This is a genomic window from Stella humosa, from assembly GCF_006738645.1.
Lineage (GTDB): Bacteria > Pseudomonadota > Alphaproteobacteria > ATCC43930 > Allostellaceae > Allostella > Allostella humosa.
Genome location: NZ_AP019700.1, coordinates 5,365,390 through 5,390,482, shown reverse-complemented (window position 1 = coordinate 5,390,482; position 25,093 = coordinate 5,365,390). Strand labels below are relative to the sequence as shown.

Below are 25,093 nucleotides of genomic sequence, written 5' to 3'. Positions count from 1 at the left end.
GGCATGACCGAGGGTTTGCCGTGACCGAGGATGGGCACGGCATTCCCTATCTGCGTGAGGTCGTGGTCTTCCTGGCCGCGGCGGGTGTCGTCGTGCCGGTCTTCCACCGGCTGCGGATCAGCCCGGTCCTGGGCTTCCTGGTGGTCGGTCTGGCGATCGGGCCGAACGGGCTGGGCGGGCTGGTGGGCGAGGTGCCCTGGATCCGCAACCTGGTGATCACCGAGCTGGAGGGCGTGCGCCAGATCGCCGAGCTGGGCGTCGTCTTCCTCCTGTTCACGATCGGTCTGGAACTGTCGCCGCGCCGCCTCTTCTCCATGCGGCTGGCGGTTTTCGGCCTGGGCGGGGCGGCCGTCGCCGCCTGTGCGGGCGTGCTCGGGCTTGCCGCCTGGCTGCTGGGCCACAGCGTTGCCGCCGCATCGGTGATCGGGCTGGCGCTGGCGCTGTCCTCCACGGCGATCGCCATGCCGCTGCTGGCCGAGCGGCGGCAGCAGTCCGGCCCGCTCGGCCGCACGGCCTTTGCCATCCTGCTGTTCCAGGACCTGGCGGTGGTGCCAATCCTGATCCTGATCTCGGTCCTGGGCGGCACCGAGCCGGAGCAATCCGTCTGGGCCATCTTCCAGTCGATCGGCGAGGCGGTTCTGATCATCGCGGCCATCGGCGTCCTCGGACGCTTCGCGCTGCGACCGGCCTTGCGCTCGGCCGCCCGCGTCGGGCCGGAGCTGTTCATGGCCGTCGTGCTACTGGTCGTGCTGGGCACGGCCATGGCAACGGCGGCGGTCGGACTGTCGATGGCGCTGGGCGCCTTCCTGGCCGGACTGCTGATCGCTGAAAGCGAGTACCGCTTCGAGGTCGAGGTCGACATCGAGCCCTTCAAGGGCCTCTTCCTCGGCCTCTTCTTCATCGGTGTCGGCATGGGCGTCGACGGCACCACCTTCGTCCAGATGCCGCTGGCGATCCTGGGCGGGGTGCTGATCCTGTTCCTCGCCAAGGCCCTGGTCATCGGCCTGCTCGTCCGTGCCTTCGGCCAGCCCTGGCCCGTGGCCCTGGAAGTGGGCCTGCTGCTGGGTCAGGCGGGCGAGTTCGGGCTGGTGGCCATCGGGTTGGCGGCCGATGCGCGCATCCTGCCCCGGGCGGAGGCCCAGATGGTGCTGCTCGTGGTCGGCCTCTCATTGATGGCCACGCCGCTGGTGGCGATCGTCGGCCGGCGGCTGGCCAGCCGGCTGGCCGGCCGGGAAGCCCTCCAGCGGGCGGCGGCCGCCGCGGTCGATGCCCCGGCGGGGGCCTATGTGATCCTGGCCGGCTTCGGCCGCGTCGGTCGGACGCTGGCGGCGGCCTTCGATGCCGAAAAGATCGACTATGTGGCGCTCGACCTCGACCCGGCGGTGGCCGAGGCTGCGCGCGCGCGTGGCCAGCGGGTGCATTTCGGCGATGCCGGCCGGGGCGAGGTGCTGCGCCACGCCGGCGCCGACAACTGCCAGGCGATCGTGGTCACGCTGGACGATCCGCGCGCGGCCGAGCGCGCGGTGCGCGCGGCCCGGCGGCGCTGGCCGGGGCTGCCGGTCTTCGCCCGTGCCCGCGACGTGGCGCACGCCAAGCGGCTGATGCAACTGGGTGCGACCGAGGTCATCCCGGAAACGCTGGAACCCAGCCTGCAGCTGGCCGGCCGGGTCATGGCCCGGCTCGGCATGCGCGAGGAGACGGTGACAGAACGCCTGGCCGTCCTGCGCGATGCCTGGTCGGGCCGGCTGCACGAATAGTGCGGCGCCGGCCCGTTCGGCGGTGAATGGCTCAGTTGGCGACGGCGCGCAACCGGTCCTCGCTGAGCCCGACCTTGCGTGCCGTGGCCAGGATGTCGGCCCAGGCGCGATCGGCCAGCGGAATGCCCTCGGCCAGGCGCTTGGCCCGGCTGCGCCGCTCCGGCTCGCCCGGGACCAGGACCTCGCCGCCCGGAGTGGCCGGCCGCGAAGCCTTCACGTAGTCGACATACTGGGCCAACTCGCGGGCGAACCCGTCGTCGGAGTGGAAGCGGTCGACCGCCATGTAGATCGACAGCATGCCGTTGGCGATCTGCCGCGGACCAGGGCCCGAGCAGCCCGACCCGGTGAAGGCGCCGGCCAGCAGCTCGCACATCAGGGCCAGTCCGGAACCCTTCTGCTCGCCAAAGGCGCGCAGGGCGCCCGGACCCAGCCGCGGATCGGGCACCGCACCCGGTGCCACTTCGCCATAGAGCGTCTTCGGGTCGCTCGACAGGGTGCCGTCCGGCTCGATCAGGGCGCCCGCCGGCAGCGGCTTGCCGCCGGACTGGGCGACCAGCGCCTTGCCCTCGGCCACCAGCGAGGTGGCGAAATCCAGGATCACCGGCTCGCCGCCCGCCGTCGGCAGGCCGATGGCGATGGGTGCCGTGGAAAAGCGGCGGTCGACGCCGCCGAAGGGGGCGACCAGCTCGCTGCCGGCGACGTTGACGAAATGGATCGAGACCTGGCCCTCGGCCGCGGCCATCTCCGGATAGTCGCCGATGCGGCCCAGATGGCCGGCATGGCGCAGGCCGACGATCGACACGCCATGGGCCTTGGCCCGGGCGATGCCGAGCTCGACCGCCAGCGGGCCCACCGTCTGGCCGAAGCCGTAATTGCCGTCGACCACCGTGAAGGCGCCGCCATCGACGACCGTGGTCAGGCCGCGGCCGGCATTGACGCGGCCCGCCTGCAACGTCTCGACATAGCGGGGCACGCGGATGACGCCGTGGCTGTCATGGCCGGCGAGGTTGGCGCCCGACAGCATGGTGGCGATGCGCCCGGCCTCGGCCGGGTCGCATCCAGCGGCAATGAAGATGTCGGCGACCAGCCGGACCAGCGGCGCGTGGGCGATGATCAAGGAAGCGTCTCCTCCAGAAGGCAGCCAGCCTGCGGGACGACGGCTTCTCGACCGCGGTCCGGAGGCCGGTCGGCGTTATCTTCGACGGATGCGGGTTCTGCGGCTGGCCGGGGGCGGTAGCAGGGGGCAAGCGCCCCCTACAGCTTGCCGTGGCAGTGCTTGTACTTCTTGCCGCTGCCGCAGGGGCAGGAGCCGTTGCGGTTGACGCGGCCCCAGGTGGCAGGGTCGGCGGGGTCGATGCTGGCCACGGCCGCGACCGCGGTATGGCGCATCGCCGGCCGCGGTTCCGCCTCGCCATCCGGCCCAACCTCGGACAGGGCCGGATCGTAGCGCGTCTCGACCATGCCCTGGGGCATCTCGGGAATGGGCTCAGGCTCCTGCATCCGCACTTCGATATGGCTGAGGAGCTGGATGACGGCCTCGCGCAACTGCACGAGCATCTCCTCGAACAGCTCGAAAGCTTCGCGCTTGTACTCGTTCAGCGGGTCGCGCTGGGCATAGGCACGCAGGCTGATGCCCTGGCGCAGGTGGTCCAGCGACAGCAGGTGGTCCTTCCACACCTGGTCCAGCACCTGAAGCAGGATGCTGCGCTCGGCCATGCGGATCAGCTCGAGGCCGTACGCCTCGGCCTTGGCCGCCATCTTCTCGTCGACCGCCTTGGTGATGCGGCCGCGAATCTCGACGTCGGCGATGCCTTCCTCGCGCACCCAGTCGGCGATCGGCAGGTCGAGGCCGAACAGCCGCAGGCAGGATTCGTGCAGGCCGGCCGCGTCCCACTGCTCGGCATACGCGTTGGGCGGGATGCAGCGGGTGACCTGGGTCTCGATCACCTCGGCGCGCATGTCGGCGATCATCGTCTCGATGTCGTCGGCCTGCATGATGTCGCGGCGCTGCTCGTAGACGACCTTGCGCTGGTCGTTCATCACGTCGTCGTAGCGCAGCAGCTGCTTGCGCACCTCGTAGTTGCGCGCCTCGACCTTTTGCTGCGCCTTTTCCAGGGCCTTGTTGATCCAGGAATGGACGATCGCCTCGCCTTCCTTGATGCCCAGGCGGCGCAGCATGGTGTCCATGCGCTCCGACCCGAAGATGCGCATCAGGTCGTCGTCGAGCGAGACGAAGAACTTGGACCCGCCGGGATCGCCCTGGCGGCCCGACCGGCCGCGCAACTGGTTGTCGATGCGCCGGCTCTCGTGGCGCTCGCTGCCGATGACATAGAGGCCGCCCGCGGCCAGCACGCGCTGCTTGGCGGCGGCGACATCGGTGCGGATCGAGGCCTCCAGATGGGCGCGCTCGTCCGGATCGGTCACCTCGGCCAGCTCGCGGCGGACGCGCAGCTCGACATTGCCGCCCAGTTGGATGTCGGTGCCGCGGCCGGCCATGTTGGTCGCGATGGTGACCGCGCCCGGCCGGCCGGCCTGGGCGATGATGTAGGCTTCCTGCTCATGGTGGCGGGCATTCAGGACCTGGTGCGGGACCTTGCGCTCCTCCAGGAAAGCCGCCAGCAGCTCGGACTTCTCGATGCTGACCGTGCCGACCAGCACCGGCTGGTCCTTCTTCCGGCACTCCTCGATCTGCAGCACGATCGCGTTCATCTTCTCGCGCGCGGTGCGGTAGACCTCGTCGTCGGCGTCCTTGCGCACGCAGGGCACGTTGGTCGGCATCTCGATGACGTCGAGCTTGTAGATGTCCGACAGTTCCTGCGCCTCGGTCATGGCCGTGCCGGTCATGCCGGCCAGCTTGGGATAGAGGCGGAAGTAGTTCTGGAAGGTGATCGAGGCCAGTGTCTGGTTCTCGACCTGGATCGTCACATGCTCCTTGGCCTCCAGCGCCTGGTGCAGGCCCTCGGAATAGCGCCGGCCCTCCATCATGCGGCCGGTGAACTCGTCGACGATGATGACCTTGTCGTCCTTGACGATGTAGTCGGTATCGCGCGCGAAGAGCTTGTGGGCGCGCAGCGCCTGGTTCACGTGATGGACGAGCGAGACGTTGTGGATGTCGTAGAGCCCGCCCTCCTTCTGGAGGCCGGCCTCCTGCAGCAGGCGCTCGATCGTCTCCAGGCCCTTCTCGGTCAGGGTGACGGTGCGCTGCTTCTCGTCCTTCTCGAAGTCGGTCGGGTCGAGCAGGTCCATCAGCACGTCGACCCGGGCATAAAGCTCCGAGGAATCCTCGGCCGGGCCGGAGATGATGAGGGGCGTGCGCGCCTCGTCGATCAGGATGCTGTCGACCTCGTCGACGATCGCGAAGTTGAACGGCCGCTGGACCATGTCCTCCAGCCGGTACTTCATGTTGTCGCGCAGATAGTCGAAGCCGAATTCGTTGTTGGTGCCGTAGGTGACGTCGGCGGCATAGGCCGCGCGGCGCTGCGGGTCGTCGAGTCCATGGACGATGCAGCCGACTTCCAGCCCCAGGAAGCGGTAGATCGTGCCCATCCACTCGGAATCGCGGCTGGCCAGGTAGTCGTTGACGGTGACGACGTGGACGCCCTGGCCCGAGAGGGCGTTGAGATAGACCGGCAGCGTGCCGACCAGGGTCTTGCCTTCACCCGTCTTCATCTCGGCCACCATGCCGCGATGGAGCACGGTGCCGCCCATTAGCTGGACGTCGAAATGCCGTTGGCCCAGCACGCGCTTGGCCGCCTCGCGCACGGTGGCGAAGGCGTCGGGCAGGATATCATCGAGCGTGGCGCCCTTCTCCAGGCGTTCGCGCAGCATCGGCGTGCGGGCGCGCAACTCGTCGTCGGAGAGGCCGACCAGGGACGGTTCCAGCGCGTTCACGTCCCGGACGACGGAGGCGAGGCTCTTGATATAGCGATCGTTGGCTGAGCCAAAGAAGCGGCGGGCGAGAGCGCCGATCATCAAAACCTCGGGCGGAACGGGATGGACGGGGAAGGCCGCACGGGTACGACCCCCCAACACATAGGAGTAAGGGCCAACCCTGTCAACGCGGGCACCCGGCCACCATTTCTCGCCACATTCCGCCATTAAGCGGCTTCGTGTATGTTCCGCGGCCAAGCTGGCCGCCCCTCGCGCTGGCGAAAGGATGACCCCCTGATGAGCCGTTCCGCCTTCGTTGCCTTTGCCGCCCTGGCGGCCCCGCTGCTGCTTGCCCATCCCGCCGCGGCCCAGGCGCCGGCCGGCCAACCAACTGCGCCGACTGCTGCGGATCCTGCCGCCGGTGCCGATCCCGTGGTCGCGCGCGTGAACGGCAAGCCGATCCTGCGCAGCGACGTGCTGGCGGCCCACCGCCAGCTACCCGCCCAGGTGCAGCAGATGCCGCTCGACATGATCTTCCCGCTGGTGGTCGACCAGGTCGTCAGCTCGCGCCTGCTGAGCGATGCCGGCCGCAGCCAGAACCTGCAGAACGACCCCGACGTGAAGAACCAGATGGCCCGCCTGGAGGAGCGCGTGATCGAGCGCGTCTATCTGACGCGGGTCGTCGAGAAGGCCGTCACCGAGGAGAAGCTGAAGGCCAAGTACGCAGAGTTCGTCAAGACCCAGCCCGTGGGCGAAGAGGTGAAGGCGAGCCACATCCTGCTGGAGAAGGAGGATGACGCCAAGCGCCTGACCGCCGAGCTGGAGAAGGGCGGCGACTTCGCCCGCGCCGCGCGCGAGAAGTCGATCGACCCGTCGGGCCGCGAGAATGGCGGCGACCTCGGCTTCTTCCAGAAGGAGCAGATGGTGCCGGAATTCTCGGCCGCCGCCTTCGCCATGAAGAAGGGCGAGACGACCAAGATGCCGGTGAAGAGCCAGTTCGGCTGGCATATCATCCGCGTCACCGACCGCCGCCAGATGGCCGCCCCGACCTTCGAGGCCGCGCGCGAGGAGCTGAGCAGCGAGCTGACCCGCGAGGCGGTCGACGCGCATGTGAAGGGCCTGCGCGAGGGTGCCAAGGTGGAGCTGTTCAACGCCGACGGCACGCCGCTGGCGCCGACCCCCGCCCCGGGCCTGACGCCCGCGCGCTGATTCCGGTCCCCGCTTCGCCACCCGTCACCAGCAATCGTTCAGAGGCCGTCATGGCGCACAAGGTTTCCCCGCTCGCTCCCGAACGCTTTCCCGACCTGCCGCCGATCGCCGGCGTGCGCCTGGGCACCATCGCCGCCGGCGTCCGCTATACCACCGGGCGTGTCGACGTCATGCTGGCCGAGCTGGCGCCGGGCACCACCGTGGCGGGGGTATTCACGCGCTCCAAGACGGCCTCTGCCCCGGTCGACTGGTGCCGCAAGGCCCTGCCCGGCGGCCAGGCCCGCGCCGTCATCGTCAATGCCGGCAACGCCAATGCCTTCACCGGCCAGGCAGGTTTCAAGGCCGTGCAGGTGACGGCCGAGGGCGTGGCCCAGCGCCTGGGCTGCCGGCCGGACGAGGTCTACGTCGCCTCGACCGGCGTCATCGGCGAACCGCTGCCGGCCGAGCGCATCACGGCCGTGCTCGACAAGCTGTCCCAGGACCTGAAGCCCGACCATTGGGCCGAAGCCGCCCGCGCCATCATGACCACCGACACCTATCCGAAGGGCGTGACGGCGACGGCCCGGATCGGCGGCACCACGGTCACGATCAACGGCTTCATCAAGGGCTCGGGCATGATCGCGCCGGACATGGCGACGATGCTGGGCTTCGTCTTCACCGACGCGGCCCTGCCGGCGGACGTCATGCAGGCGCTGCTGACCCGCGGCTCCGACCGCAGCTTCAACTGCATCACGGTCGACAGCGACACCTCGACCAGTGACACGGTGCTGCTGTTCGCGACCGGCCAGGCCGGCAACCCGACCGTCGAGAAGGCGTCCGATCCCCGCCTGGCGGATTTCCGCCGGGTGCTGGACGGCGTCCTGATGGAGCTGGCCCATCTGGTGGTGAAGGACGGCGAGGGGGCCGAGAAGCTGGTGGCGATCCGCGTCGGCGGGGCGGCCACGGCCAAGGCGGCGCGCCGCATCGGACTGGCCATCGCCAACTCGCCTCTGGTCAAGACCGCGATCGCGGCGGGCGATGCCAACTGGGGCCGCATCGTCATGGCGGTCGGCAAGTCGGGCGAGAAGGCCGACCGCGACCGGCTGTCGATCTCGATGGGCGGCGTCGCCGTCGCCCGCAACGGCGTGCGCGTCGAAGGGTTCGACGAGGGGCCGGTTGCCGCGCACATGGCGGGCCGTGCCATCGACATTGATGTCGATGTCGGCGTCGGCCGGGCGTCCGCCACTGTCTGGACCTGCGATCTGACCCACGCCTATATCGACATCAATGGCAGCTACCGCAGTTGAGGCGCTGACGACCGCCCGCCTCGTCCTCAGGCCGATGACGCCGGCCGATGCGCCGGCGATCACGGCCCTGGCCGCCAGCTGGGAGGTCGCGCGCTACACCCAGCGGATCCCGCATCCCTACCCGGCCGGTGCCGCCGAGGCGTTCATCGCCCAGGCGGCGGCCGACCGGGCGGCGGGCCATGCCGAGGTGTTCGCCGTCACGCGGCGCGACGACGGCACCTTCATCGGCAACATCGGCCTGGAGCAGGGCGACCGCGAGGGCGAGCTGGAGGTCGGCTACTGGCTGGGCATGCCTTACTGGGGTCAGGGCTTCGCGACCGAGGCCGTGAAGGGCGCCATCCGCCATGCCTTCTCGTTCGAGGTGCCCCGGATCGTGTTCGCCGAGGTCCACCCGGACAACGTCGCCTCGTGCCGGGTGCTGGAGCGGGCGGGCATGGTCGAGACGGGCCGCGTCCAGACCCGGCTGCGCGGCACCCCGGTCGAGACGGTGCGCTACGAGATCGCCCGGCCGGTGGCGCTGCCGACCCTGCTGGTGGCGGCGGTGGCGCTGGTCGATGCCGACGGCCGCGTGCTGATTGCCGAGCGGCCGCCCGGCAAGTCGATGGCCGGCCTGTGGGAGTTCCCCGGCGGCAAGGTGCAGCCGGGCGAGACGCCGGAGGCAGCCCTGGTGCGCGAGCTGGGCGAGGAGTTGGGGATCGACACGGCCGAGCGCTGCCTGGCGCCGCTCACCTTCGCGTCGCATCGCTACGAGTCGTTCCACCTGCTGATGCCGCTCTTCATCTGCCGCAACTGGCGCGGCACCCCGACGCCGCAGGAGGGCCAGCGGCTGGCCTGGGTGCGCGCCAACCGCCTGCGCGACTATCCCATGCCGCCGGCGGACGAGCCGCTGGTCGCCATGCTGCGGGACCTCTTGTGAGCTTACCGCTTGCAACCCGCGCTGGCCGCCGCTAACAGGATCGCCTGTTCCACATCCGGCCATCGAGGGAGGGCTGCATGATCGACCGCATCCAGCAGCACACCCGTGGGCCTGCCGCCGCCCCGCAGCGTTCCGTTGCGGGGCTGGCCGAAGGTCGGAACTGACGCACCCGTAGCGTCCCACCCTTTCGGGCCTGCCCGCAACGGCGCCTTGGCGCTGTCCCCCCGGCGATGCCGGGGCAGCTGCTTCTCCTGGTTTCGATCCGTGCCGGCCATCCTCCTCGCGAGGTGGGCCCGCACCCGTCGCGAGAGATGCACATGGGCTCGATCAGCCTGCGCAATGTCGGCGTCACTGTCGCCGAACCCCTCTTCCAGAACCTCGACCTCGTCATCGCCGATGGCGACCGCATCGGCCTCGTCGCCGGCAATGGCGGCGGCAAGTCCACCCTGCTGCGCTGTCTGGCCGGGCAGGCGGAACCGTCGGCCGGCACCATCATCCGCTCGCGCGGGTTGAAGGTCGGCTTCGTCGAGCAGGACGTGCCGGCAAACCTGCTCGACCTGCCCTTGGCCGAGATGGTGCGCCGCGCGATACCGCCGGCCGACCGCGAGAGCCAGGGCTGGCGCGTCGACCTCGTGCTGGACGAACTCGAGACGCCGGACGACCTGCGCGCCCGGCCGCTGCGGGCGCTCAGCGGCGGCTGGCAGCGATTGGCGCTGCTTGCCCGCACCTGGGTCGCCGACCCCGACGCCCTGTTGCTCGACGAGCCCACCAACCATCTGGACCTGGACAAGATCCGCCTGCTCGAAGGCTGGATCACCAGCCCGCTGCGCCAGGTGCCGATGGTGATCGCCAGCCACGACCGTCAGTTCCTGGAAGCCTGCACCAACCGCACGCTGTTCGTGCGGCCCGAGGCGTCGCGCCTCTATGCCCATCCCTACTTCGCCGCCCGCGCGCTGCTGGCTGACGACGACCAGGCCGACGCCACCCGGCTGGCGCGCGATGCCAAGGAGGCGACGCGGCTGCGCCAGAGTGCGGCGGCACTGCGCAATGTCGGCATCAACAGCCGCAGCGACGCCGCGCAGAAGAAGTCGATGCAGATGGCCCAGCGCGCCGAGGCGCTGGAACGGACACTGCGTCCGCAGCACCTGGCCCGCACGGCCGATATCCGGCTGGCCAGCCGCACCACCCACGCCCGCGTCCTGGCCGCCTTCGACGATGTGACGGTGCGCACGCCCGACGGCCGGGCACTTTTCCGCACCGGCAAGCTCGAGGTGCGCCAGCAGGACCGCATCGTGCTGCTGGGGCGCAACGGCGTCGGCAAGTCGCAACTGGTCGCCCTGCTGCGCCGGGCCATGGCCGATCCCGAGGCCATGCCCGGCGTCCGCGTCGCCCCGACCGTGGTGCTGGGCTACCTCGACCAGCAGATGTCGCAACTGCCGCCACGGGAGACGCCGCACGACTTCATCGGCGGCACCTTCCGCCTGGGCGACCAGCGCACCACCAGCCTGCTGGCGGGCGCGGGCTTCATGGTCGACCGGCAGCGCCAGACGATCGACCGCCTGTCGCCCGGCCAGAAGGCCCGTCTCGGCCTGCTGGCGATCCGGCTGGCCGAGCCCAATTTCTACCTGATGGACGAGCCGACCAACCATGTCGACATCGCCGGCCAGGAACAGCTCGAGGCCGAGATCCTGGCCCAGCAGGCGACCTCGGTCCTGGTCTCCCACGACCGCAGCTTCGCGCGCGCCATCGGCACGCGCTGGCTGTTGATCGAAGGCGGAAAGATGAAAGAGCTGGACAGTCCTGGCGATCTGGTGTGAGCAGGTCTATATAAGATTTATTATATAGAGCGTGGGGTGGAGATGCTGGCCTTCAAGATCACAACCGTGGGCGGCTCGGCCGGCATCATCCTTACCAAGGAAGCAATGGCCCAGTTGAAGGTGAAGAAGGGGGACACGTTGTTTCTGACGGAGACGCCGGATGGCGGCTATCGACTGACCCCCTACGATCCGGAGTTCGAGCGCCAGATGCGGCTGGCTGAAGATATCCTGCATGACGATCGCGAGATCCTGCGGGCTCTCGCGAAGTGACGGATTGGGCATGGATCGACGCGAAAGTCGTTTTTGCGATCCATGATCGGCTGATCGCCGAGCACGGCGGAGTAGCGGGCATTCGCGATCGCGGCGCCATTGAAGCCGCGCTCGATCGCCCCCGAAACCTTGCAGCCTATGGAACGCCGGACATCGCCGATCTGGCGGCGGCTTGCGCGTGCGGCCTGTTGCGCAATCACGGGTTCCTTGACGGCAACAAGCGCATCGCGTGGATGGCTGCGCGCCTGTTCATTGCCCTGAACGGGTATGCATTTTCCTGCAATGCGCTGGATGCCGTCAGAATGGTCGAACAGGCGGCTGCGCGCCAATCGACCGAAGCCGAATTTGCCGCCTGGCTGCGCGCGCAGACGACCTCACTGTGATCGAGCCGACTGATCGGGCTCGCCGTTCAGCGCCTCGGCCAGCTTGAAGGCAGCGCTGCCCGGCTTCAGCGGCTTCTGCTGGTCGGCGTGGGGGGCCCACCCGGTCATGGTGACGATCTCGAAGGTGGCGCGGATGCGGCCGTCGGCGTCCGCGAAGCGCTCGCCATAGATCTCGGCGGCGCGGAAGAGGGTGGCGCGGCGGGTGGCGGTGCGGCGACGGAGTGCCACCGCATTCGTCTCGCCCATCCCGCGCAGGTCGCGCATCAGGGCGATGGGATCGGCGTAGGTCACGGTGATGCGATCGGTGTCGATCACCGGCAGGGCGAAGCCGGCCCGCTGCAACAGGGCGCCGGCGTCGCGGCCGTCCGCGAAGGGGGAGATGCGCGGGCTGGCCCCGCCTTCGACCTCGATCTCGGCCGCCAGCCACGCCTCGCGCAATTCGCTCAGCGTGTCGCCGCCGAAGATGGCGGCCAGGAACAGGCCGTCCGGCCGCAGGGCACGGCGGATTTGCACCAGAGCGCCGGGCAGGTCGTTGACCCAATGCAGGTCGAGGCAGCTTGCCACCAGGTCGAAGCCACCGGCAAAGGGCAGGGCCTCCGGGTCGGCCACCACCGCGCGCGGCAGGCCCGCCAGTAGGGATGGCGCCAGATCGCTGTGGATGACGACGGTGGATTTGTCGCCAAGCGCGGCCGGGGCATCGCCGCCGCGGGCGGCCAGCGCTCGCGCCATCACGCCACCGCGGGCGCCGATGTCGAGGATGGTGGCGAACTCCCGCCGGACGTCGTCCAGCCGGTCGGCCAAGCGGGCGGCCACCTCGTCGAAGAGAAAGCCGTGCCCGGCGAACCCCGCAGCGGCACGCTCACGATGGCGGCGAACGCTGTGGCGGTCGAACACCCGCATGCCTTCGGGCGGATCAGCCAGGACGGCGGAACGGTTGGTATCGGCAGGAGGCGACATGCCGGCTAATATGGGCGTCCGATGATGGAAGCGCCACGCCGCCCCGCCGCTATCGCCCGGAAAGCCGCCGCGATCGCGGTCGGCGCCGGCCGCCGGGTCATGGACGTGCTGCTGCCGCCGCGCTGCCTTGCCTGCGGTACGATCGTCGCGGCCGATGGCGCGCTGTGCCCGACCTGCTGGTCGACCATCACCTTCATTTCCGCCCCTTGCTGCCGTCGTTGCGGGGTGCCGTTCGCCTTCGACCCCGGCGCCGGCACGGAATGTGCCGAATGCATCCGCCAGCCGCCCGGCTTCGAGCGCGCGCGCTCTGCCGTCCGCTACGACGATGCCAGCCGGCCGCTGATCCTGGGCTTCAAGCACGCAGACCGCACCCATGCCGCCCCGGCCTATGCCGCCTGGATGGCGCGCGCCGCCGGACCGCTGCTGGCGGAAGCCGACGTGGTCGTGCCGGTGCCCCTGCATTGGAGCCGGCTGATCTATCGCCGCTACAACCAGGCGGCGATGCTGGCGATGGCGCTGGGCCGCCTCGGCCGGCGACCGGCAGTTCCCGATGCCCTGGTGCGCCGCCGGCGCACGCCCACCCAGGGCCTGCTGCGGCGGCTCGGACGGTTCCGCAACGTCGCCGGCGCCTTTGCCGTCCATCCCCGCCGGCGCGCGGCAATCAGCGGCAAGCGGGTGCTGCTGGTGGACGACGTGCTGACGACCGGGGCCACGGTCGAGGCCTGCGTGCGTGCCCTGCGCGGGACGGGTGCGGCTGCGGTCGACGTGGTGACGCTGGCGCGCGTGGTGCGCGAGGGCTAGGTCGGGCCGAGGAAGCCGCGGATCTTCTGGGCCATCGCGTCACCCTTGGTCTCGTGGGTGAAGAAGGCTTCCAGCTTGCCGCCAGGACCGGTCAGGTAGACGAAGGCGCTGTGGTCCATGGTGTAGCCGAGCGCGCCCTGCACCGGCACCTTCTTGAAATAGACGCGGTAGGCACGCGCGGCCGCCGTCACTTCCTCGGCCGAGCCGGTCAGGCCGACGATGCGGTCATCGAAGGCGGTGACGAATTCCTTCAGCGCCGCCGGGGTGTCGCGCTCCGGGTCGACCGACACGAACAGCGGCTGCACCTTGGCCGCGGCCGCCGGCCCCAGGGCGTCGAGCGCCACCGACACCTCGCCCAGCGCCAGCGGGCAGACGTCCGGGCAATGGGTGAAGCCGAAGAACACCAGCAGGTGCCGGCCGGGATAGGAATCGGCGGTGACCCGCCGGCCCTCGTGATCGACCAAGGCGAATGGCCCGCCGATCTGCGGCCCCGCCTGCTCGATCAGACGCGGGCCACCCGCCGGCCGCATCAGATAGAGGGTGGCCAGGGTCGCTGCCAGCATGGCCAGGCCGACCAGCAGGATCAGCAGCGCGCGGCGGGCGGGGGCGCTCATGGCGCCGGCGGGCAAGTCGAGGTCATGGGCGGCTATATGGACCGGCGGCCGTCCGGCCGCCAGTCCGTGCGATCAGTAGCCGCGGCCGCGGTCGACCAGGTTGACGAGCGGTCGCCCGTCCCGCACCCGGCGCAGGTTGTCGACGATCTGCGGCGTCGCCGTCAGCGGGTTCGTCAGGGCAGCGGCGTGGGGCGTCAGGATTACCTTGGGGTGCGACCAGTAGCGGTGGTCGGCCGCCAGCGGCTCCTGGTGGAAGACGTCCAGGGCCGCACCGGCGAGATGCCCGGAGTCGAGTGCTGCTAGCAGGTCGGCATCGACGACATGGCGTCCGCGGGCGCAGTTCACCACGAATGCCCCCTGCGGCAACCGCGCCAGCAGCGTCGCGTCGATGATGCCCTCGGTCTCGCCCGTCAGCGGCAGCAGGTTCACCAGGATATCCGTGCTGGCCAGGAAGTCACCGAACCCTTCGGCGCCCGAGAAGGTCTCGATCCCGTCCAGCGTCTTGGGCGTCCGGCTCCAGCCACGCAACTGGAAGCCGAACGGCTTCAGCATGCGCAGCGCATCCTGGCCCAGTTCGCCCAGGCCCATCATGCCGATGCGGCGCTGGTGGGGATGGGGCTGGGAATGGACCTGCCACACCCGGTCGCGCTGCTGGGCGGCGTAGGTCGGCTCCTGGCGGTGGAAGCGCAGCACCTGGAGGACGACGTACTCGCTCATCTCCGACGTCATCGACGGATCGACCAGGCGGCAGAGCGGCAGGTGCTTGGGCACGCGCTCGTCGCCCATGATGGCGTCGACCCCGGCGCCGGTGGCGAAGATCGCCTTCAGGTCGGGCAGGCGCTCGAACAGGCCTTCCGGCGCCTGCCACATCAGCACGGCGTCGACCTCGGCCGGGTTGCCGATCTCGGGCCAGTAGCGGATGTCGATCTCCGGCATCAGCCGGCGCATCTCCGGTGCCCAGACGTCGCTCGAAGGATGCACCCGGCTCACGATCACCAATGCCATCTCAGCTCCTCACCACTCCCGTCTCGACCGCCTCCAGGCGGAGTGCCGCGGCCATCAGCGCCTGCGTGTAGTCCATGCGCGGGCGATCGAAGATCTCCGCCGACGGACCCGTCTCGACGACCTTGCCGTCGCGCATGACGATCACCGTGTCGGCCAAAGCCCTTACCACCTTCAGGTCGTGGCTGATGAAGAGGTAGGCCAGCTTGTGGCGCGACTGAAGGTCGCGGAGCAGGTCGACGATCTGCGCCTGCACGCTCATGTCGAGCGCCGAGGTCGGCTCGTCCAGGACGACGAAGCGCGGCTTCAGGACCAGCGCGCGGGCGATGGCGATGCGCTGGCGCTGCCCGCCCGAGAATTCATGCGGGTAGCGGTCGGCGGTGGCCGGGTCGAGCCCGACTTCCGCCAGGGCGGCCTCGACCATCGCGCGCCGTGTCGCGGTATTGCTGCGGGGCTCGTGCACGCCGATGCCCTCGGCCACGATGTCCATGACCGACAGGCGCGGGCTGAGCGAGCCATAGGGGTCCTGGAAGACGATCTGCATCTCCCGGCGCAGCGGACGCAGCGCGCGCCAGCCGAGCTGGTTGATCGGCCGGCCGACGAAGGCGATCCGGCCTTCGCTGCGTTGCAGGCGCAGCAGAGCCAGCCCCAGCGTCGTCTTGCCCGACCCCGATTCCCCGACGACGCCGACGGTGTGCCCCTCGCGCACCAGCACCGACACGCCGTCGACGGCCTTGATATGGCCGACCGTGCTGCGCATCAGGCCGCGGCGGATGGGAAACCACACCTTGATGTCGTCGCCGCGCATGATCTCGGCCGCATCGGCGGGCGGGTCCAGCGGCGCCCCCTTGGGCTCGGCCGCCAGCAGGCGGCGGGTATAGGGATGCTGCGGGGCGGCGAAGATGTCCGCCATCGGCCCCTTCTCGACCACCCGCCCCTCGGTCATCACCAGCACGCGGCTGGCCATGTTGCGGACGATGCCGAGGTCGTGGGTGATCAGCAGCATGGCCATGCCGAAGCGGGCCTGAAGTTCCTTCAGCAGCTTCAGCAGCTGGGCCTGGATGGTGACGTCGACGGCGGTCGTCGGCTCGTCGGCGATCAGCAGGTCGGGCTCGGTCGCCAGGGCCATGGCGATCATCACCCGCTGGCGCTGACCGCCCGAAAGCTGGTGGGGATAGGCGTCGAGCCGGTCGGCGGCATTGGCGAGGCCGACCATGGACAGCAGTTCCAGCGTGCGTGCCCGCGCCGGCTCGCCGCTCATCCCCTTGTGCAGCAGCAGCGTCTCGCCGATCTGGCGGGCCACCGTGTGCAGCGGGTTGAGCGAGGTCATGGGCTCCTGGAAGACCATGCCGATGCGCCCGCCGCGCACCTTCTGAAGGACGGCCGGCGGCGCCCCCACCAGCTCGGTGCCGTCGAAACGGATGTGGGTGGCGGTACCGTGGCTGGCGTGGGGATAGGGCAGGAGCTGGAGGATCGAGAGCGCGGTGACCGACTTGCCGGAGCCGGATTCGCCAACGATCGCCAGCGTTTCGCCACGCTCCAGGTCGAAGGACACGCCCTTCACCGCCTCGACCGCGCGCGGCCCCTCCCCGAAGGTGACCGTCAGGTCGCGGACTTCCAGCAGCGCCATCAGCGCACGGTCTTGCGTGGGTCGAACGCGTCGCGCACGGCCTCGCCGACAAAGATCAGCAGGCTTAGCATCAGCGCCAGCGTGGCGAACGCGGTCAGCCCGAGCCATGGCGCCTGCAGGTTGGCCTTGCCCTGCGACAGCAGTTCGCCCAGCGACGCCGAGCCGGGCGGCAGCCCGAAGCCCAGGAAGTCGAGGCTGGTCAGCGTCGTGATCGAGCCGTTGAGGATGAAAGGCATGAAGGTCAGCGTGGCGACCATGGCGTTGGGCAGGACATGGCGCACCATGATCACCGTGTCGCCGACGCCGAGCGCGCGGGCGGCGCGGACATAGTCGAAGTTGCGCGCGCGCAGGAATTCCGCCCGCACGACGCCGACCAGCGCCATCCAACTGAACAGCAGCATCAGCGACAGCAGCCACCAGAAGTTGGGCTCCACCACCGATGCCAGGATGATCAGCAGGTAGAGCACCGGCAGGCCAGACCATATTTCGATGAAACGCTGGAAGAACAGGTCGACCAGCCCGCCGAAATAGCCCTGCACCGCGCCGGCCGCGATGCCGATGACGGAACTGGCCAGCGTCAGGGTCAGCCCGAACAGCACGCTGATGCGGAAGCCGTAGATGAGCCGGGCGACGACGTCGCGCCCCTGGTCGTCGGTGCCGAGCCAGTTGGCCGCCGACGGCGGCGCCGGTGCGGGCCTGCCCAGGTCGAAATTGATGGTGTCGTAGCTGTAGGGGATGAGCGGCCAGACCATCCAGCCCTTGGCCTTGATCTCGTCGGCCACGCTGGGGTCGCGATAGTCGGTGTGGGGCAGGAAGCCGCCGAAGGTCGATTCCGGATAGTCGGCGAAGACCGGCCAGTAGTAGGCCCCATCATACTTCACCAGGAACGGCCGGTCGTTGGCCACGAACTCCGCGAAGAGCGACACCAGGAACAGGGCCAGGAACAGCCACAGCGCCCAGAAGCCGCGCCGGTTGGCGCGGAAGCTGGCCAGGCGGCGGGCCGCCAGTGGCGAAATCCGCCGGCCGAGGAAGGTCGGATGGCCGGGGGGCTGGGAGTGGGTGGCAGCGGGTGGCGCCATCAGGCCCTGCGCGCCTCGAAATCGATCCGTGGGTCGATCACCACATACATCAGGTCGCCGACGATGCCGAGCAGCAGCCCGATCAGCGTGAAGAAGTAGAGGGTCCCGAACATCACCGGATAGTCGCGGTTGATCGCGGCCTCGAAGCCCAGCAGGCCCAGCCCGTCGAGCGAGAAGATGACCTCGATCAACAGCGACCCCGTGAACAGCACGCCAACGAAGGCGGCCGGGAAGCCCGCGACCACGATCAGCATGGCGTTGCGGAAGACATGGCCGTACAGGATCTTGCGCTCCGGCAGCCCCTTGGCGCGCGCCGTCAGGACGTACTGCTTGTTGATCTCCTCCAGGAAGGAGTTCTTCGTCAGCATCGTCAGGCTGGCGAAGCCGCCGATCACCATCGCCGTCACCGGCAGGGCGATGTGCCACAGATAGTCGAGGATGCGCTCGGGCCAGGACATCCGGCCCCAGGTTTCCGAGGTCAGCCCGCGCAACGGAAACCAGTCGAGGAAGCTGCCGCCGGCGAACAACACCACCAGCAGGACGGCGAAGAGGAAGCCCGGGATCGCATAGCCGACGATGATGACGGCCGAGGTCCAGATGTCGAAGCCGCTCCCGTCGCGCACCGCCTTGGCGATGCCGAGCGGTATCGAGATCATGTAGACCAGCAGCGTCGTCCACAGGCCAAGTGAGATCGAGACCGGCATCTTGTCCAGGACCAGGTCCACGACGCGCCGGTCGCGGAAGAAGCTGTTGCCGAAATCGAAGAGCACATAGCTCTTCATCATCATGGTGAAGCGCTCGAGCGGCGGCTTGTCGAAGCCGTAGAGCCGCTCGATCTCCTTGATCAGGCTGGGGTCGAGCCCGCGGGCGCCGCGATACTTCGACGCCTCGCCGGACGACCCCGGCACCGATCGTTCGCCCGACTGGGGGGCGGCCGCATCGCCGCCGGTGCCGCCGATCCGTGCCGTGGCATCGACCGCCGTCCCTTTGATGCGGGCGATCATCTGCTCGACCGGCCCGCCGGGTGCCGCCTGGATGATGACGAAGTTCACCACCATGATGCCGAACAGCGTCGGGATCACCAGCAACAGGCGGCGGAGCAGATAGGCCAGCATCAGGCAGCGAACCTAGCGGCTCGCGACCGAATCGTCGACTGCGCCGCAGATTATGTCTGCGACAGGAATCGATCCGTCGGCCGCGTTCATCTACCGCTCGTCGGCGGTCATGCGGGCCGACAGCGAGCGCGGGTCGCGGGCGCCCCAGGTGCCGGATTCGACCTGGTGGAAGAAGCGCAGGACCGCCTGGTTGAAGAGGTCGGGTTCCTCCAGGTTGATGGCGTGGCCGGTCTTGGGGGCGATCCACAGGCCGGATGTCGGGATGCAGCGCTTCAGGAAGACGCCCGGCAGCAGCGTCGGCTCGTCCTCGTCGCCGGTCGCGATCAGGGTGGGTACGGTCAACTGTCGCAGGTCGGCCTCGAACTCGTAGATCGAGGGCCGGCCGGCCTGCACCCCCTTCAGCGTGTTGGCCGAGCCGATGGCGGAATGGCCGGCCAGGTTGTGCGCGAACTCCTGCCAGCCACGCGCGTCCTTGTTCTGGTACTGCACCCGGGTGGGGGAGAGGGCATAGCCTCGGGCACCCTCGGCCATGCCCAGCGCCAACAGCTTGTCGGCGGTGGCGTTCGCGTCGGCGCGGAACTGCGGCTGGCGCTCGATCTCGGCGCCATGGCCGCAGCCGGCGACCACCAGCGAGCGGGCAAGGCCGGGGTGGCGCATGCCGAAATGAACTGTGCAGAAGCCGCCCATGGACAGGCCGACGATGTGGGCCTGGGCGATGCCCAGGGCGTGCAACAGGTCGTGGGCGTCCGCCACGGCGCGGTCCTGGGAATAGCGGCCGGTATCCTCGGGCACGTCGGACGGCGGATAGCCCCGCGCGTTGTAGGTGATGCAGCGATACTGCCGCGACATGGCGCGCACCTGGGGCTCCCAGCTCGAATGATCGCCCGCGAACTCATGGATGAAGAGGATGGGGAAACCCCGGCCGGTCTCCTCGTAGAACAGCTTCACCCCGTCGCTCATCGTCGCGTGCGGCATGGTCGCATCCTCCCGTCGCATGGCCGTCGTTGATCGCCCTCTACGGATAGCCCAAACTCGGCCTCCACTCACCGCCCATTCCGGGAGGACATCCGTGGAAGAGACGCATCGGGGTCGAACGGCGCTGGTCACCGGCGCCGCGCGGGGGATCGGCCGTGCCGTGGCGGAGGGGCTGGCGCGGCGCGGCGCCAGGGTCGCCGTCATGGATATCGCGCTGGACGCGGCCGAAGCGACGGCGGCCGAGATCGGTGGCGGCGCCATCGCGGTGGCGGGCGATGTCGGCGACTGGGAGTCCTTCCAGGCCGCCCACGCCGCCGCGGTCGCCCGCATCGGCGCCTTCGATATCCTGGTCAACAATGCCGGCATCTCGCCCAAGCGCGACGGCGCCCGCGTGCCGGCAGCCGAGATGGACCCGGCCGAGTGGCGCCGCGTCGTCGACATCAACCTCAGCGGCTGCTTCTACGGCGCGCGGCTGGTGGCGCCGGCCATGATCGCTGCCCGGCGCGGCGCCATCGTCAGCTTGTCGTCGGTCGCGGGTAAGCACTATTCCAGCATCGTCGGCGTCCACTATGCCGCGACCAAGGCCGCGATCATCGGGCTGACGCGCCATCTGGCGGGCGAGCTCGGGCCCCACGGCATCCGCGTCAACGCGATCGCCCCCGGTCGGATCGAGAGCCCGATGATCCACACGGTGGGGGCGGCCGTGAACCAGGCGGCCCTGGCGGCGACGCCGCTCGGTCGGCTCGGCACGGCCGCCGAATGCGCGGATGCCATCGCCTACCTCACTTCCGATGCAGCCAGCTTCGTCACCGGCGTCACGCTCGACGTCGCCGGTGGGCTTTCCATGACCTGACGCGGGATCGATCGATGCTTGCCAACGAGAACGCCGCCCATACCATCGTCCGTGCCTTCCGCCGCCATGGGGTGGAGGTGGCGTTCGGCCAGAGCATCCCGACGGCATTTCACCTGATCGCGCCCGGCTATGGCATCCGCCAGTTCGCCTACCGTACCGAGAATGCAGGTGCCGCGATGGCCGACGGCTATGCCCGCATCTCCAACCGCGTGGCCGTGGTGACGGCGCAGAACGGGCCAGCCGCCACCCTGCTGGTGCCGGGCCTGGCGGAGGCCCTGAAGGCTTCCATCCCGATCGTGGCCCTGGTGCAGGACGTGGCCCGGGGGGCCACCGACCGCAACGCCTTCCAGGAGCTGGACCATATCGACCTCTTCCGCGGCGTCGCCAAATGGGTGCGCCGCGTGGCCAAGGCCGACCGCATCGACGACTATGTCGACATGGCCTTCACGGCCGCGGCCGGCGGTCGCCCGGGCCCGGCCGTGTTGATCGTGCCGATCGACCTGTTCCAGGACGCGGCACCCAAGGAGTCGGGCCGGGTCGCCAGCCTCGGCGCCTATCCCCTCGACCGACCGCAGGCCGATCCTGCGATGATCGCGGCCGCGGCCGACCTGCTGGCCGGGGCGGCCCACCCGCTGGTGGTGGCCGGCGGCGGCATCCATTCGTCCGGCGCGGCGGCCGCGCTGGCGGCACTGCAGGAAGCGGCCCACCTCCCGGTCGGCACCACGTCGATGGGCAAGGGGGCAGTCGACGAGGGCCATCCGCTGTCGGTCGGCGTGATCGGCTACTTCATGGGCCGGCGCGGGGTGGGCAAGTTCATGCGCCCGATCGTCGACCGGGCCGACGTGGTGCTGCTGGTCGGCAATCGCACCAACCAGAACGGCACCGATTCGTGGAAGCTGTTCCCCAAGGGAGCGCGCTTCATTCATCTCGATATCGACGGGCAGGAGATCGGGCGCAACTACGAGGCGATGCGCCTGCAAGGGGATGCCCGCGCGACGCTGACCGCCCTGACCGAGGCCCTGGCAGCCCGCGACCTGGGCGCCCGCGCGGCCGGCCGCTCGGCGGTGGAAGCGGCGATCCGCGAGGGCCGCCGCGCCCATCTCGACGAGGCCGCCGCGATGACGGGGGCTACCGCCAGCCCGATGCGGCCCGAGCGCATCATGGCCGAGATCGACCGCCGCCTGACGCCGGACACCATCGTCGTCGCGGATGCCAGCTATGCCTCCATCTGGATCAACAACTATCTGCGGGCGCGCCGGCCGGGCCAGCGGTTCCTGACGCCGCGCGGGATCGCCGGGCTCGGCTGGGGGCTGCCGATGGCGATCGGCGCCAAGGTGGCCTCGCCCGCGAGCCCCGTCATCTGCGTCGCCGGCGACGGCGGCTTCGCCCATGTCTGGGCCGAGCTGGAAACGGCGCGGCGCATGGGCACGCCCGTCGCCATTACCGTCCTCAACAATCAGATCCTGGGCTACCAGAAGCATGCCGAGACGGCGACGCACGGCGCGCATACCGACGCCGTCGCCTTCGCCCCGGTCGACCATGCCGCCATCGCCCGGGCTTGCGGCTGCCTCGGTGTGCGCATCGAGGATCCGGAGGCGTACGGCCCGGCGCTGGAGGCGGCATTGGCGGCCGACCGGCCGACCGTGATCGACGTCGTCACCGATCCGGAGGCCTATCCGCCGGTCACTGCCTTCGACGGCCGGCTGGGGGGCCAGTAGCATGATCTGGGACACGATCGTGGTCGGCGCCGGGTCCGCTGGCGCCGTGCTGGCCGCCCGCCTGTCGGAAGACGCCGGCCACCGCGTGCTGCTGCTGGAGGCGGGCCGCGACTATCGCTCGGCCGAGGCGCCGCCCGAGATGGCGAGCGCCAATCCGCTGCGCATCATCCTGCCGCCGGCGATGCAGGCGGAATGGCAGTGGCCGGGCCTGTTCGCCAGGCGCACCCGCGTGCAGGAGCCCAAGCACTATTGGCGCGGCCGCGGCATGGGCGGCTCGTCCGCCGTGAATGCCCAGATCGCCATCCGCGGCGTGCCCGATGCCTTCGAGGACTGGGCCGAGCGCGGCTGCGAGGGCTGGGGCTGGGACGAGGTGCTGCCCTATTTCAACCGGCTGGAAAGCGATGGCGACCATGGTGCCGCGCGCTGGCACGGCTCGGGTGGCCCGATCCCGGTCTATCGCGCCCCCCGCGAGCAGTGGGGGCCGGTCGACCGCGCGCTGGCCGACGCAGCTCTGGGGCTGGGTTATCCGTGGAACGACGACCTCAATGCGCCCGACAGCAGCGGCGTCGCCTGCTATCCGATCAACAGCCGCGACGGGCGCCGGGTATCGACCAACGACGCCTATATCGAGCCGGCCCGCGGCCGCGCCAACCTGCGGGTGCAGTCTGGCGCGTTGGTCGACCGCATCGTCTTCGAGGGCAAGCGCGCGACCGCCGTCGAGGCCGCGATCGGCGGCCAGATGCAGCGCTTCGCCGGGCGCCGCATCATCCTGTCGGCAGGGGCGGTGCATTCGCCGGCGATCCTGATGCGTTCGGGCGTCGGCGACCCGGCGGTGCTGGTGCGCTTCGGCATTCCGGTCGTCCATGCCAACCCGCATGTCGGCCGCCACATGCTGGAGCATCCGACGATCCGCGCGCTTATCCGCATCCGGCCGGAACTGCGGCCGACCGACATCGATTTCCGCCATACCAACTGCTGCGTCACCTGGACGTCGGGCATGGCTGGCGGCGGGCACAACGACATGATCTTCATGGCCTTCAATCATCGCGGCTTCGAGGCGGACGATCCGGCGCGGGCAGGGGACGGTGGCATCGCCACCGCCCTGTTCCAGTCCTTCTCGGAGGGGGAGATCGTGCTGCGCTCGCGCGACCCGGCGGTCGATCCGCTGGTTGAGGCGAACATGCTGGACGACGAGCGCGACCGCATTCGCCTGCGCCACGGCGTGCGGCGGCTGGCGGCGATCACGGCCCACTCGGCGGTGTCCGGCATCGCCGAACGGATCGGCTTCGGTTTCGCCGACATGCTGATGGCGACCGCCGCGGTCCTGCCGGATGACGAACTGGATCAGGCGATCCTGGCGGAGTGCGGCGATGCCCAGCACCCGGTCTCGACCTGCCGAATGACGGCGCATGAAGACCCGCGCGGCGTCGTCGACCCGCACTGCCGGGTGCGCGGGGTGGAGGGGTTGTGGGTCGCCGACGCCGCGATCATGCCGTCCGATTGTCGTGCCAACACCCACCTGACGACGGTGATGATCGGCGAGAAGGTGGCCGACGAGCTGAAGCGAAGCCCGGCCTAGCGGAAAGGCAGGCACCGCCATGTTCCACCGCCTGACCGAGAATGTCGTAGTCCAGGAAGCGCGGCCACCGGCCGGTGCAGTCGCGGTGTCCTGGGACGACCGGGCCGCCCCTGCCGCCAGGACCGACCGGATCGCCCATGCCGTCCAGTTCTACCGCGCCGATGGGTTGGCGGAACGGACCCAGGCGCGCACGGCGGAGAGCATGCGTCGAGCGGCCGCGACGGCGATGGGCGTCCGGCTGGTGGCGGTGACGATGGCGGGGGAGCCGGACGCCGTGCCGGCGGGGTTCGTCTCTTCACCCCCGCTGGAACGCGTGGTCACCGATCTGCGGCCGTTTGCCGTGCCGCGGCCCCTGCCGCTGCTGTTCGACATCCTGCGGTCGGCCAGTGCAGCGGGCTGGCCTGACGGCTACCTTGTCTTCACCAACAGCGATATCTGCCTGCAGGAACACTTCTACCGAGGCGTCCGGGCGCTGCTCGATGCCGGCGCCGACTGCCTCGTGATCAACCGTCGTACGGTGGGGGATCTGGCCGGCTATGGCGGCCGGGACGACCTCGCCGCCCTGGAGGCCGGCGCGGAGCATGAGGGGTTCGACTGCTTCGTCTTCCCGACGTCGTGGCTGGCGGATTTCGCCGCCAACGATTGCTGTGTCGGCATCGCGCTAATCGGGCGCTCGTTGCTCTACAACATGGTGGCGAGGGCCGAGCGAATGGTCATCCTGCGCGGCGCCGCGCTCACCTATCACTATGGCGACGATCGGCAGTGGCAGGATGACCGTTTCCGCGACTACAACCGGCACAACCTGATCGCCCTGGGCCAGTCGATGAGCCGCCTGCTGGCCGATTCCCACCACCGCCGGCGCCTCGAGGCGTTCCTCGGCGCCTATCCCGAACCCCAGGGAATCGCCTGGTGGGATGCTCGGCTACGGGACGACGCGCGCCGCGCGGTTGCCAGCAGGGCTTGACGCGCGGCGCTGGCGACGGCCGGCCAGCCTACTTCTTCTTGGGGGCGCCGGCGGCCGGCGCCTTGCCGGGTGGCAGGGTGGAGAAGGGGGAGACGATCGGGCCGGTCTTCGTCTTGGCGGCCTGCTTGGGCTTCTTGGTTTCACGATTGCTGCGCTGCTGACCCTTGGCCATGGGGCACTCCGGGATGGGCGGGATCGCGCGCGGCGATGTCGGCGACAGGCGGGGCGCGACGCCCGGCCGATGGTACGCCCTTTTGCGCGCCCTGTCAGATCAAAGGGTTGCCTGATCGAAGAGTTG

22 protein-coding genes and 1 pseudogene are annotated in these 25,093 nt (G+C 69.8%); 13 read left to right on the top strand and 10 right to left on the bottom strand.

The genetic code is table 11. The annotated features are described in order from the left end of the window. Positions 1-20: 20 nt before the first annotated feature. Complete coding sequence (locus tag STVA_RS25320) at positions 21-1,757, top strand: cation:proton antiporter domain-containing protein (RefSeq protein ID WP_170216521.1); 1,737 nt, start codon at positions 21-23, stop codon at positions 1,755-1,757. A 31-nt stretch (positions 1,758-1,788) separates the two neighbouring features. Here STVA_RS25320 and STVA_RS25315 read toward each other — a convergent pair whose 3' ends face one another. Beyond that, positions 1,789-2,874: a malate/lactate/ureidoglycolate dehydrogenase gene (locus STVA_RS25315; RefSeq protein ID WP_123690830.1), complete on the bottom strand. Its 1,086-nt coding sequence runs from the start codon at positions 2,872-2,874 to the stop codon at positions 1,789-1,791. Positions 2,875-3,011: 137 nt separating this feature from the next. Further along, positions 3,012-5,729: a preprotein translocase subunit SecA gene (gene secA, locus STVA_RS25310; protein ID WP_123690832.1), complete on the bottom strand. Its 2,718-nt coding sequence runs from the start codon at positions 5,727-5,729 to the stop codon at positions 3,012-3,014. Between the two features lie 195 nt (positions 5,730-5,924). Between secA and STVA_RS25305 the strand changes: the two genes are divergently transcribed. The 7 genes and pseudogenes from STVA_RS25305 to STVA_RS25280 all read left to right on the top strand — a co-directional run bounded on the left by STVA_RS25305 (position 5,925) and on the right by STVA_RS25280 (position 11,508). Further along, positions 5,925-6,836: a peptidylprolyl isomerase gene (locus tag STVA_RS25305; RefSeq protein WP_170216522.1), complete on the top strand. Its 912-nt coding sequence runs from the start codon at positions 5,925-5,927 to the stop codon at positions 6,834-6,836. Positions 6,837-6,886: 50 nt separating this feature from the next. Continuing rightward, positions 6,887-8,122 carry a bifunctional glutamate N-acetyltransferase/amino-acid acetyltransferase ArgJ gene (gene argJ, locus STVA_RS25300; RefSeq protein ID WP_123690836.1) on the top strand — a complete coding sequence of 412 codons (1,236 nt, stop codon included), beginning with the start codon at positions 6,887-6,889 and terminating at the stop codon, positions 8,120-8,122. Further along, positions 8,103-8,501, top strand: a pseudogene (locus STVA_RS28625) (GNAT family N-acetyltransferase); the annotation flags it as partial. The gene argJ and the pseudogene STVA_RS28625, both read left to right, overlap by 20 nt. Positions 8,502-8,609: 108 nt before the next feature. Beyond that, entirely contained in the window at positions 8,610-9,038 is a 429-nt protein-coding gene (locus STVA_RS28620) for a (deoxy)nucleoside triphosphate pyrophosphohydrolase (RefSeq protein ID WP_420822839.1), read from the top strand. A 317-nt stretch (positions 9,039-9,355) separates the two neighbouring features. Continuing rightward, on the top strand, positions 9,356-10,855 hold the full coding sequence (locus tag STVA_RS25290) for an ABC-F family ATP-binding cassette domain-containing protein (protein ID WP_123691366.1): 1,500 nt from the start codon (positions 9,356-9,358) through the stop codon (positions 10,853-10,855). Positions 10,856-10,897: 42 nt separating this feature from the next. Then, positions 10,898-11,125, top strand: a complete 228-nt coding sequence (locus STVA_RS25285; RefSeq protein ID WP_123690839.1) for an AbrB/MazE/SpoVT family DNA-binding domain-containing protein — start codon at positions 10,898-10,900, stop codon at positions 11,123-11,125. Then, positions 11,122-11,508 carry a type II toxin-antitoxin system death-on-curing family toxin gene (locus STVA_RS25280; RefSeq protein ID WP_123690841.1) on the top strand — a complete coding sequence of 129 codons (387 nt, stop codon included), beginning with the start codon at positions 11,122-11,124 and terminating at the stop codon, positions 11,506-11,508. Before STVA_RS25285 ends, STVA_RS25280 begins: the two co-directional genes overlap by 4 nt. On the opposite strand, the gene STVA_RS25275 is transcribed toward STVA_RS25280, so the two are convergent. After that, entirely contained in the window at positions 11,500-12,465 is a 966-nt protein-coding gene (locus STVA_RS25275; protein WP_245978344.1) for a methyltransferase domain-containing protein, read from the bottom strand. The two genes, STVA_RS25280 and STVA_RS25275, sit on opposite strands and share 9 nt — an antisense overlap. A gap of 21 nt (positions 12,466-12,486) precedes the next feature. On the opposite strand from STVA_RS25275, the gene STVA_RS25270 reads away from it, so the two are divergent. Continuing rightward, positions 12,487-13,266, top strand: a complete 780-nt coding sequence (locus STVA_RS25270; protein WP_338069548.1) for a ComF family protein — start codon at positions 12,487-12,489, stop codon at positions 13,264-13,266. Here the strand turns inward: STVA_RS25270 and STVA_RS25265 are convergent. From STVA_RS25265 to STVA_RS25240, 6 genes are all read right to left on the bottom strand, one after another. Next, positions 13,263-13,880 (bottom strand): SCO family protein, encoded by a 618-nt coding sequence (locus STVA_RS25265; protein ID WP_123690846.1) that lies wholly within the window; start codon positions 13,878-13,880, stop codon positions 13,263-13,265. The two genes, STVA_RS25270 and STVA_RS25265, sit on opposite strands and share 4 nt — an antisense overlap. A 72-nt stretch (positions 13,881-13,952) precedes the next feature. Then, positions 13,953-14,885 (bottom strand): 2-hydroxyacid dehydrogenase, encoded by a 933-nt coding sequence (locus STVA_RS25260; RefSeq protein WP_123690848.1) that lies wholly within the window; start codon positions 14,883-14,885, stop codon positions 13,953-13,955. 1 nt (position 14,886) lies between these two features. Next, positions 14,887-16,512, bottom strand: a complete 1,626-nt coding sequence (locus tag STVA_RS25255) for an ABC transporter ATP-binding protein (protein WP_123690850.1) — start codon at positions 16,510-16,512, stop codon at positions 14,887-14,889. Continuing rightward, positions 16,512-17,591: an ABC transporter permease gene (locus STVA_RS25250; protein WP_123690852.1), complete on the bottom strand. Its 1,080-nt coding sequence runs from the start codon at positions 17,589-17,591 to the stop codon at positions 16,512-16,514. The genes STVA_RS25255 and STVA_RS25250 overlap by 1 nt, the downstream gene beginning before the upstream one ends. Further along, complete coding sequence (locus tag STVA_RS25245) at positions 17,591-18,706, bottom strand: microcin C ABC transporter permease YejB (RefSeq protein WP_123690854.1); 1,116 nt, start codon at positions 18,704-18,706, stop codon at positions 17,591-17,593. The genes STVA_RS25250 and STVA_RS25245 overlap by 1 nt, the downstream gene beginning before the upstream one ends. Before the next feature lie 90 nt (positions 18,707-18,796). Beyond that, complete coding sequence (locus STVA_RS25240) at positions 18,797-19,681, bottom strand: alpha/beta fold hydrolase (protein WP_123691369.1); 885 nt, start codon at positions 19,679-19,681, stop codon at positions 18,797-18,799. A 94-nt stretch (positions 19,682-19,775) separates the two neighbouring features. Between STVA_RS25240 and STVA_RS25235 the strand changes: the two genes are divergently transcribed. The 4 genes from STVA_RS25235 to STVA_RS25220 are packed head-to-tail and all read left to right on the top strand — an operon-like array spanning position 19,776 to position 24,795. Beyond that, positions 19,776-20,534, top strand: coding sequence for an SDR family oxidoreductase (locus tag STVA_RS25235; RefSeq protein WP_245978345.1), 759 nt, complete (start codon positions 19,776-19,778; stop codon positions 20,532-20,534). 14 nt (positions 20,535-20,548) lie between these two features. Further along, positions 20,549-22,252 carry an acetolactate synthase catalytic subunit gene (locus tag STVA_RS25230; RefSeq protein WP_123690858.1) on the top strand — a complete coding sequence of 568 codons (1,704 nt, stop codon included), beginning with the start codon at positions 20,549-20,551 and terminating at the stop codon, positions 22,250-22,252. Position 22,253: 1 nt separating this feature from the next. Next, positions 22,254-23,831: a GMC family oxidoreductase gene (locus STVA_RS25225; protein WP_245978346.1), complete on the top strand. Its 1,578-nt coding sequence runs from the start codon at positions 22,254-22,256 to the stop codon at positions 23,829-23,831. Positions 23,832-23,850: 19 nt separating this feature from the next. Continuing rightward, positions 23,851-24,795 (top strand): hypothetical protein, encoded by a 945-nt coding sequence (locus STVA_RS25220; RefSeq protein WP_123690860.1) that lies wholly within the window; start codon positions 23,851-23,853, stop codon positions 24,793-24,795. Between the two features lie 28 nt (positions 24,796-24,823). Here the strand turns inward: STVA_RS25220 and STVA_RS27820 are convergent, their stop codons facing one another. After that, entirely contained in the window at positions 24,824-24,967 is a 144-nt protein-coding gene (locus STVA_RS27820; RefSeq protein ID WP_170216523.1) for a hypothetical protein, read from the bottom strand. Positions 24,968-25,093 lie beyond the last annotated feature (126 nt).

What these genes read in the sequence shown, in the direction of transcription:
- STVA_RS25250 (WP_123690852.1), bottom strand. Translation starts at nt 17,591, where the DNA reads ATGGCGCCACCCGCTGCCACCCACTCCCAGCCCCCCGGCCATCCGACC.
- STVA_RS25265 (WP_123690846.1), bottom strand. Translation starts at nt 13,880, where the DNA reads ATGAGCGCCCCCGCCCGCCGCGCGCTGCTGATCCTGCTGGTCGGCCTG.
- STVA_RS27820 (WP_170216523.1), bottom strand. Translation starts at nt 24,967, where the DNA reads ATGGCCAAGGGTCAGCAGCGCAGCAATCGTGAAACCAAGAAGCCCAAG.
- STVA_RS25240 (WP_123691369.1), bottom strand. Translation starts at nt 19,681, where the DNA reads ATGCCGCACGCGACGATGAGCGACGGGGTGAAGCTGTTCTACGAGGAG.
- STVA_RS25220 (WP_123690860.1), top strand. Translation starts at nt 23,851, where the DNA reads ATGTTCCACCGCCTGACCGAGAATGTCGTAGTCCAGGAAGCGCGGCCA.
- STVA_RS25305 (WP_170216522.1), top strand. Translation starts at nt 5,925, where the DNA reads ATGAGCCGTTCCGCCTTCGTTGCCTTTGCCGCCCTGGCGGCCCCGCTG.
- STVA_RS25285 (WP_123690839.1), top strand. Translation starts at nt 10,898, where the DNA reads ATGCTGGCCTTCAAGATCACAACCGTGGGCGGCTCGGCCGGCATCATC.
- STVA_RS25270 (WP_338069548.1), top strand. Translation starts at nt 12,487, where the DNA reads ATGATGGAAGCGCCACGCCGCCCCGCCGCTATCGCCCGGAAAGCCGCC.
- secA (WP_123690832.1), bottom strand. Translation starts at nt 5,729, where the DNA reads ATGATCGGCGCTCTCGCCCGCCGCTTCTTTGGCTCAGCCAACGATCGC.
- STVA_RS25255 (WP_123690850.1), bottom strand. Translation starts at nt 16,512, where the DNA reads ATGGCGCTGCTGGAAGTCCGCGACCTGACGGTCACCTTCGGGGAGGGG.
- STVA_RS25225 (WP_245978346.1), top strand. Translation starts at nt 22,254, where the DNA reads ATGATCTGGGACACGATCGTGGTCGGCGCCGGGTCCGCTGGCGCCGTG.
- STVA_RS25290 (WP_123691366.1), top strand. Translation starts at nt 9,356, where the DNA reads ATGGGCTCGATCAGCCTGCGCAATGTCGGCGTCACTGTCGCCGAACCC.
- STVA_RS25245 (WP_123690854.1), bottom strand. Translation starts at nt 18,706, where the DNA reads ATGCTGGCCTATCTGCTCCGCCGCCTGTTGCTGGTGATCCCGACGCTG.
- STVA_RS25275 (WP_245978344.1), bottom strand. Translation starts at nt 12,465, where the DNA reads ATGTCGCCTCCTGCCGATACCAACCGTTCCGCCGTCCTGGCTGATCCG.
- STVA_RS25230 (WP_123690858.1), top strand. Translation starts at nt 20,549, where the DNA reads ATGCTTGCCAACGAGAACGCCGCCCATACCATCGTCCGTGCCTTCCGC.
- argJ (WP_123690836.1), top strand. Translation starts at nt 6,887, where the DNA reads ATGGCGCACAAGGTTTCCCCGCTCGCTCCCGAACGCTTTCCCGACCTG.
- STVA_RS25260 (WP_123690848.1), bottom strand. Translation starts at nt 14,885, where the DNA reads ATGGCATTGGTGATCGTGAGCCGGGTGCATCCTTCGAGCGACGTCTGG.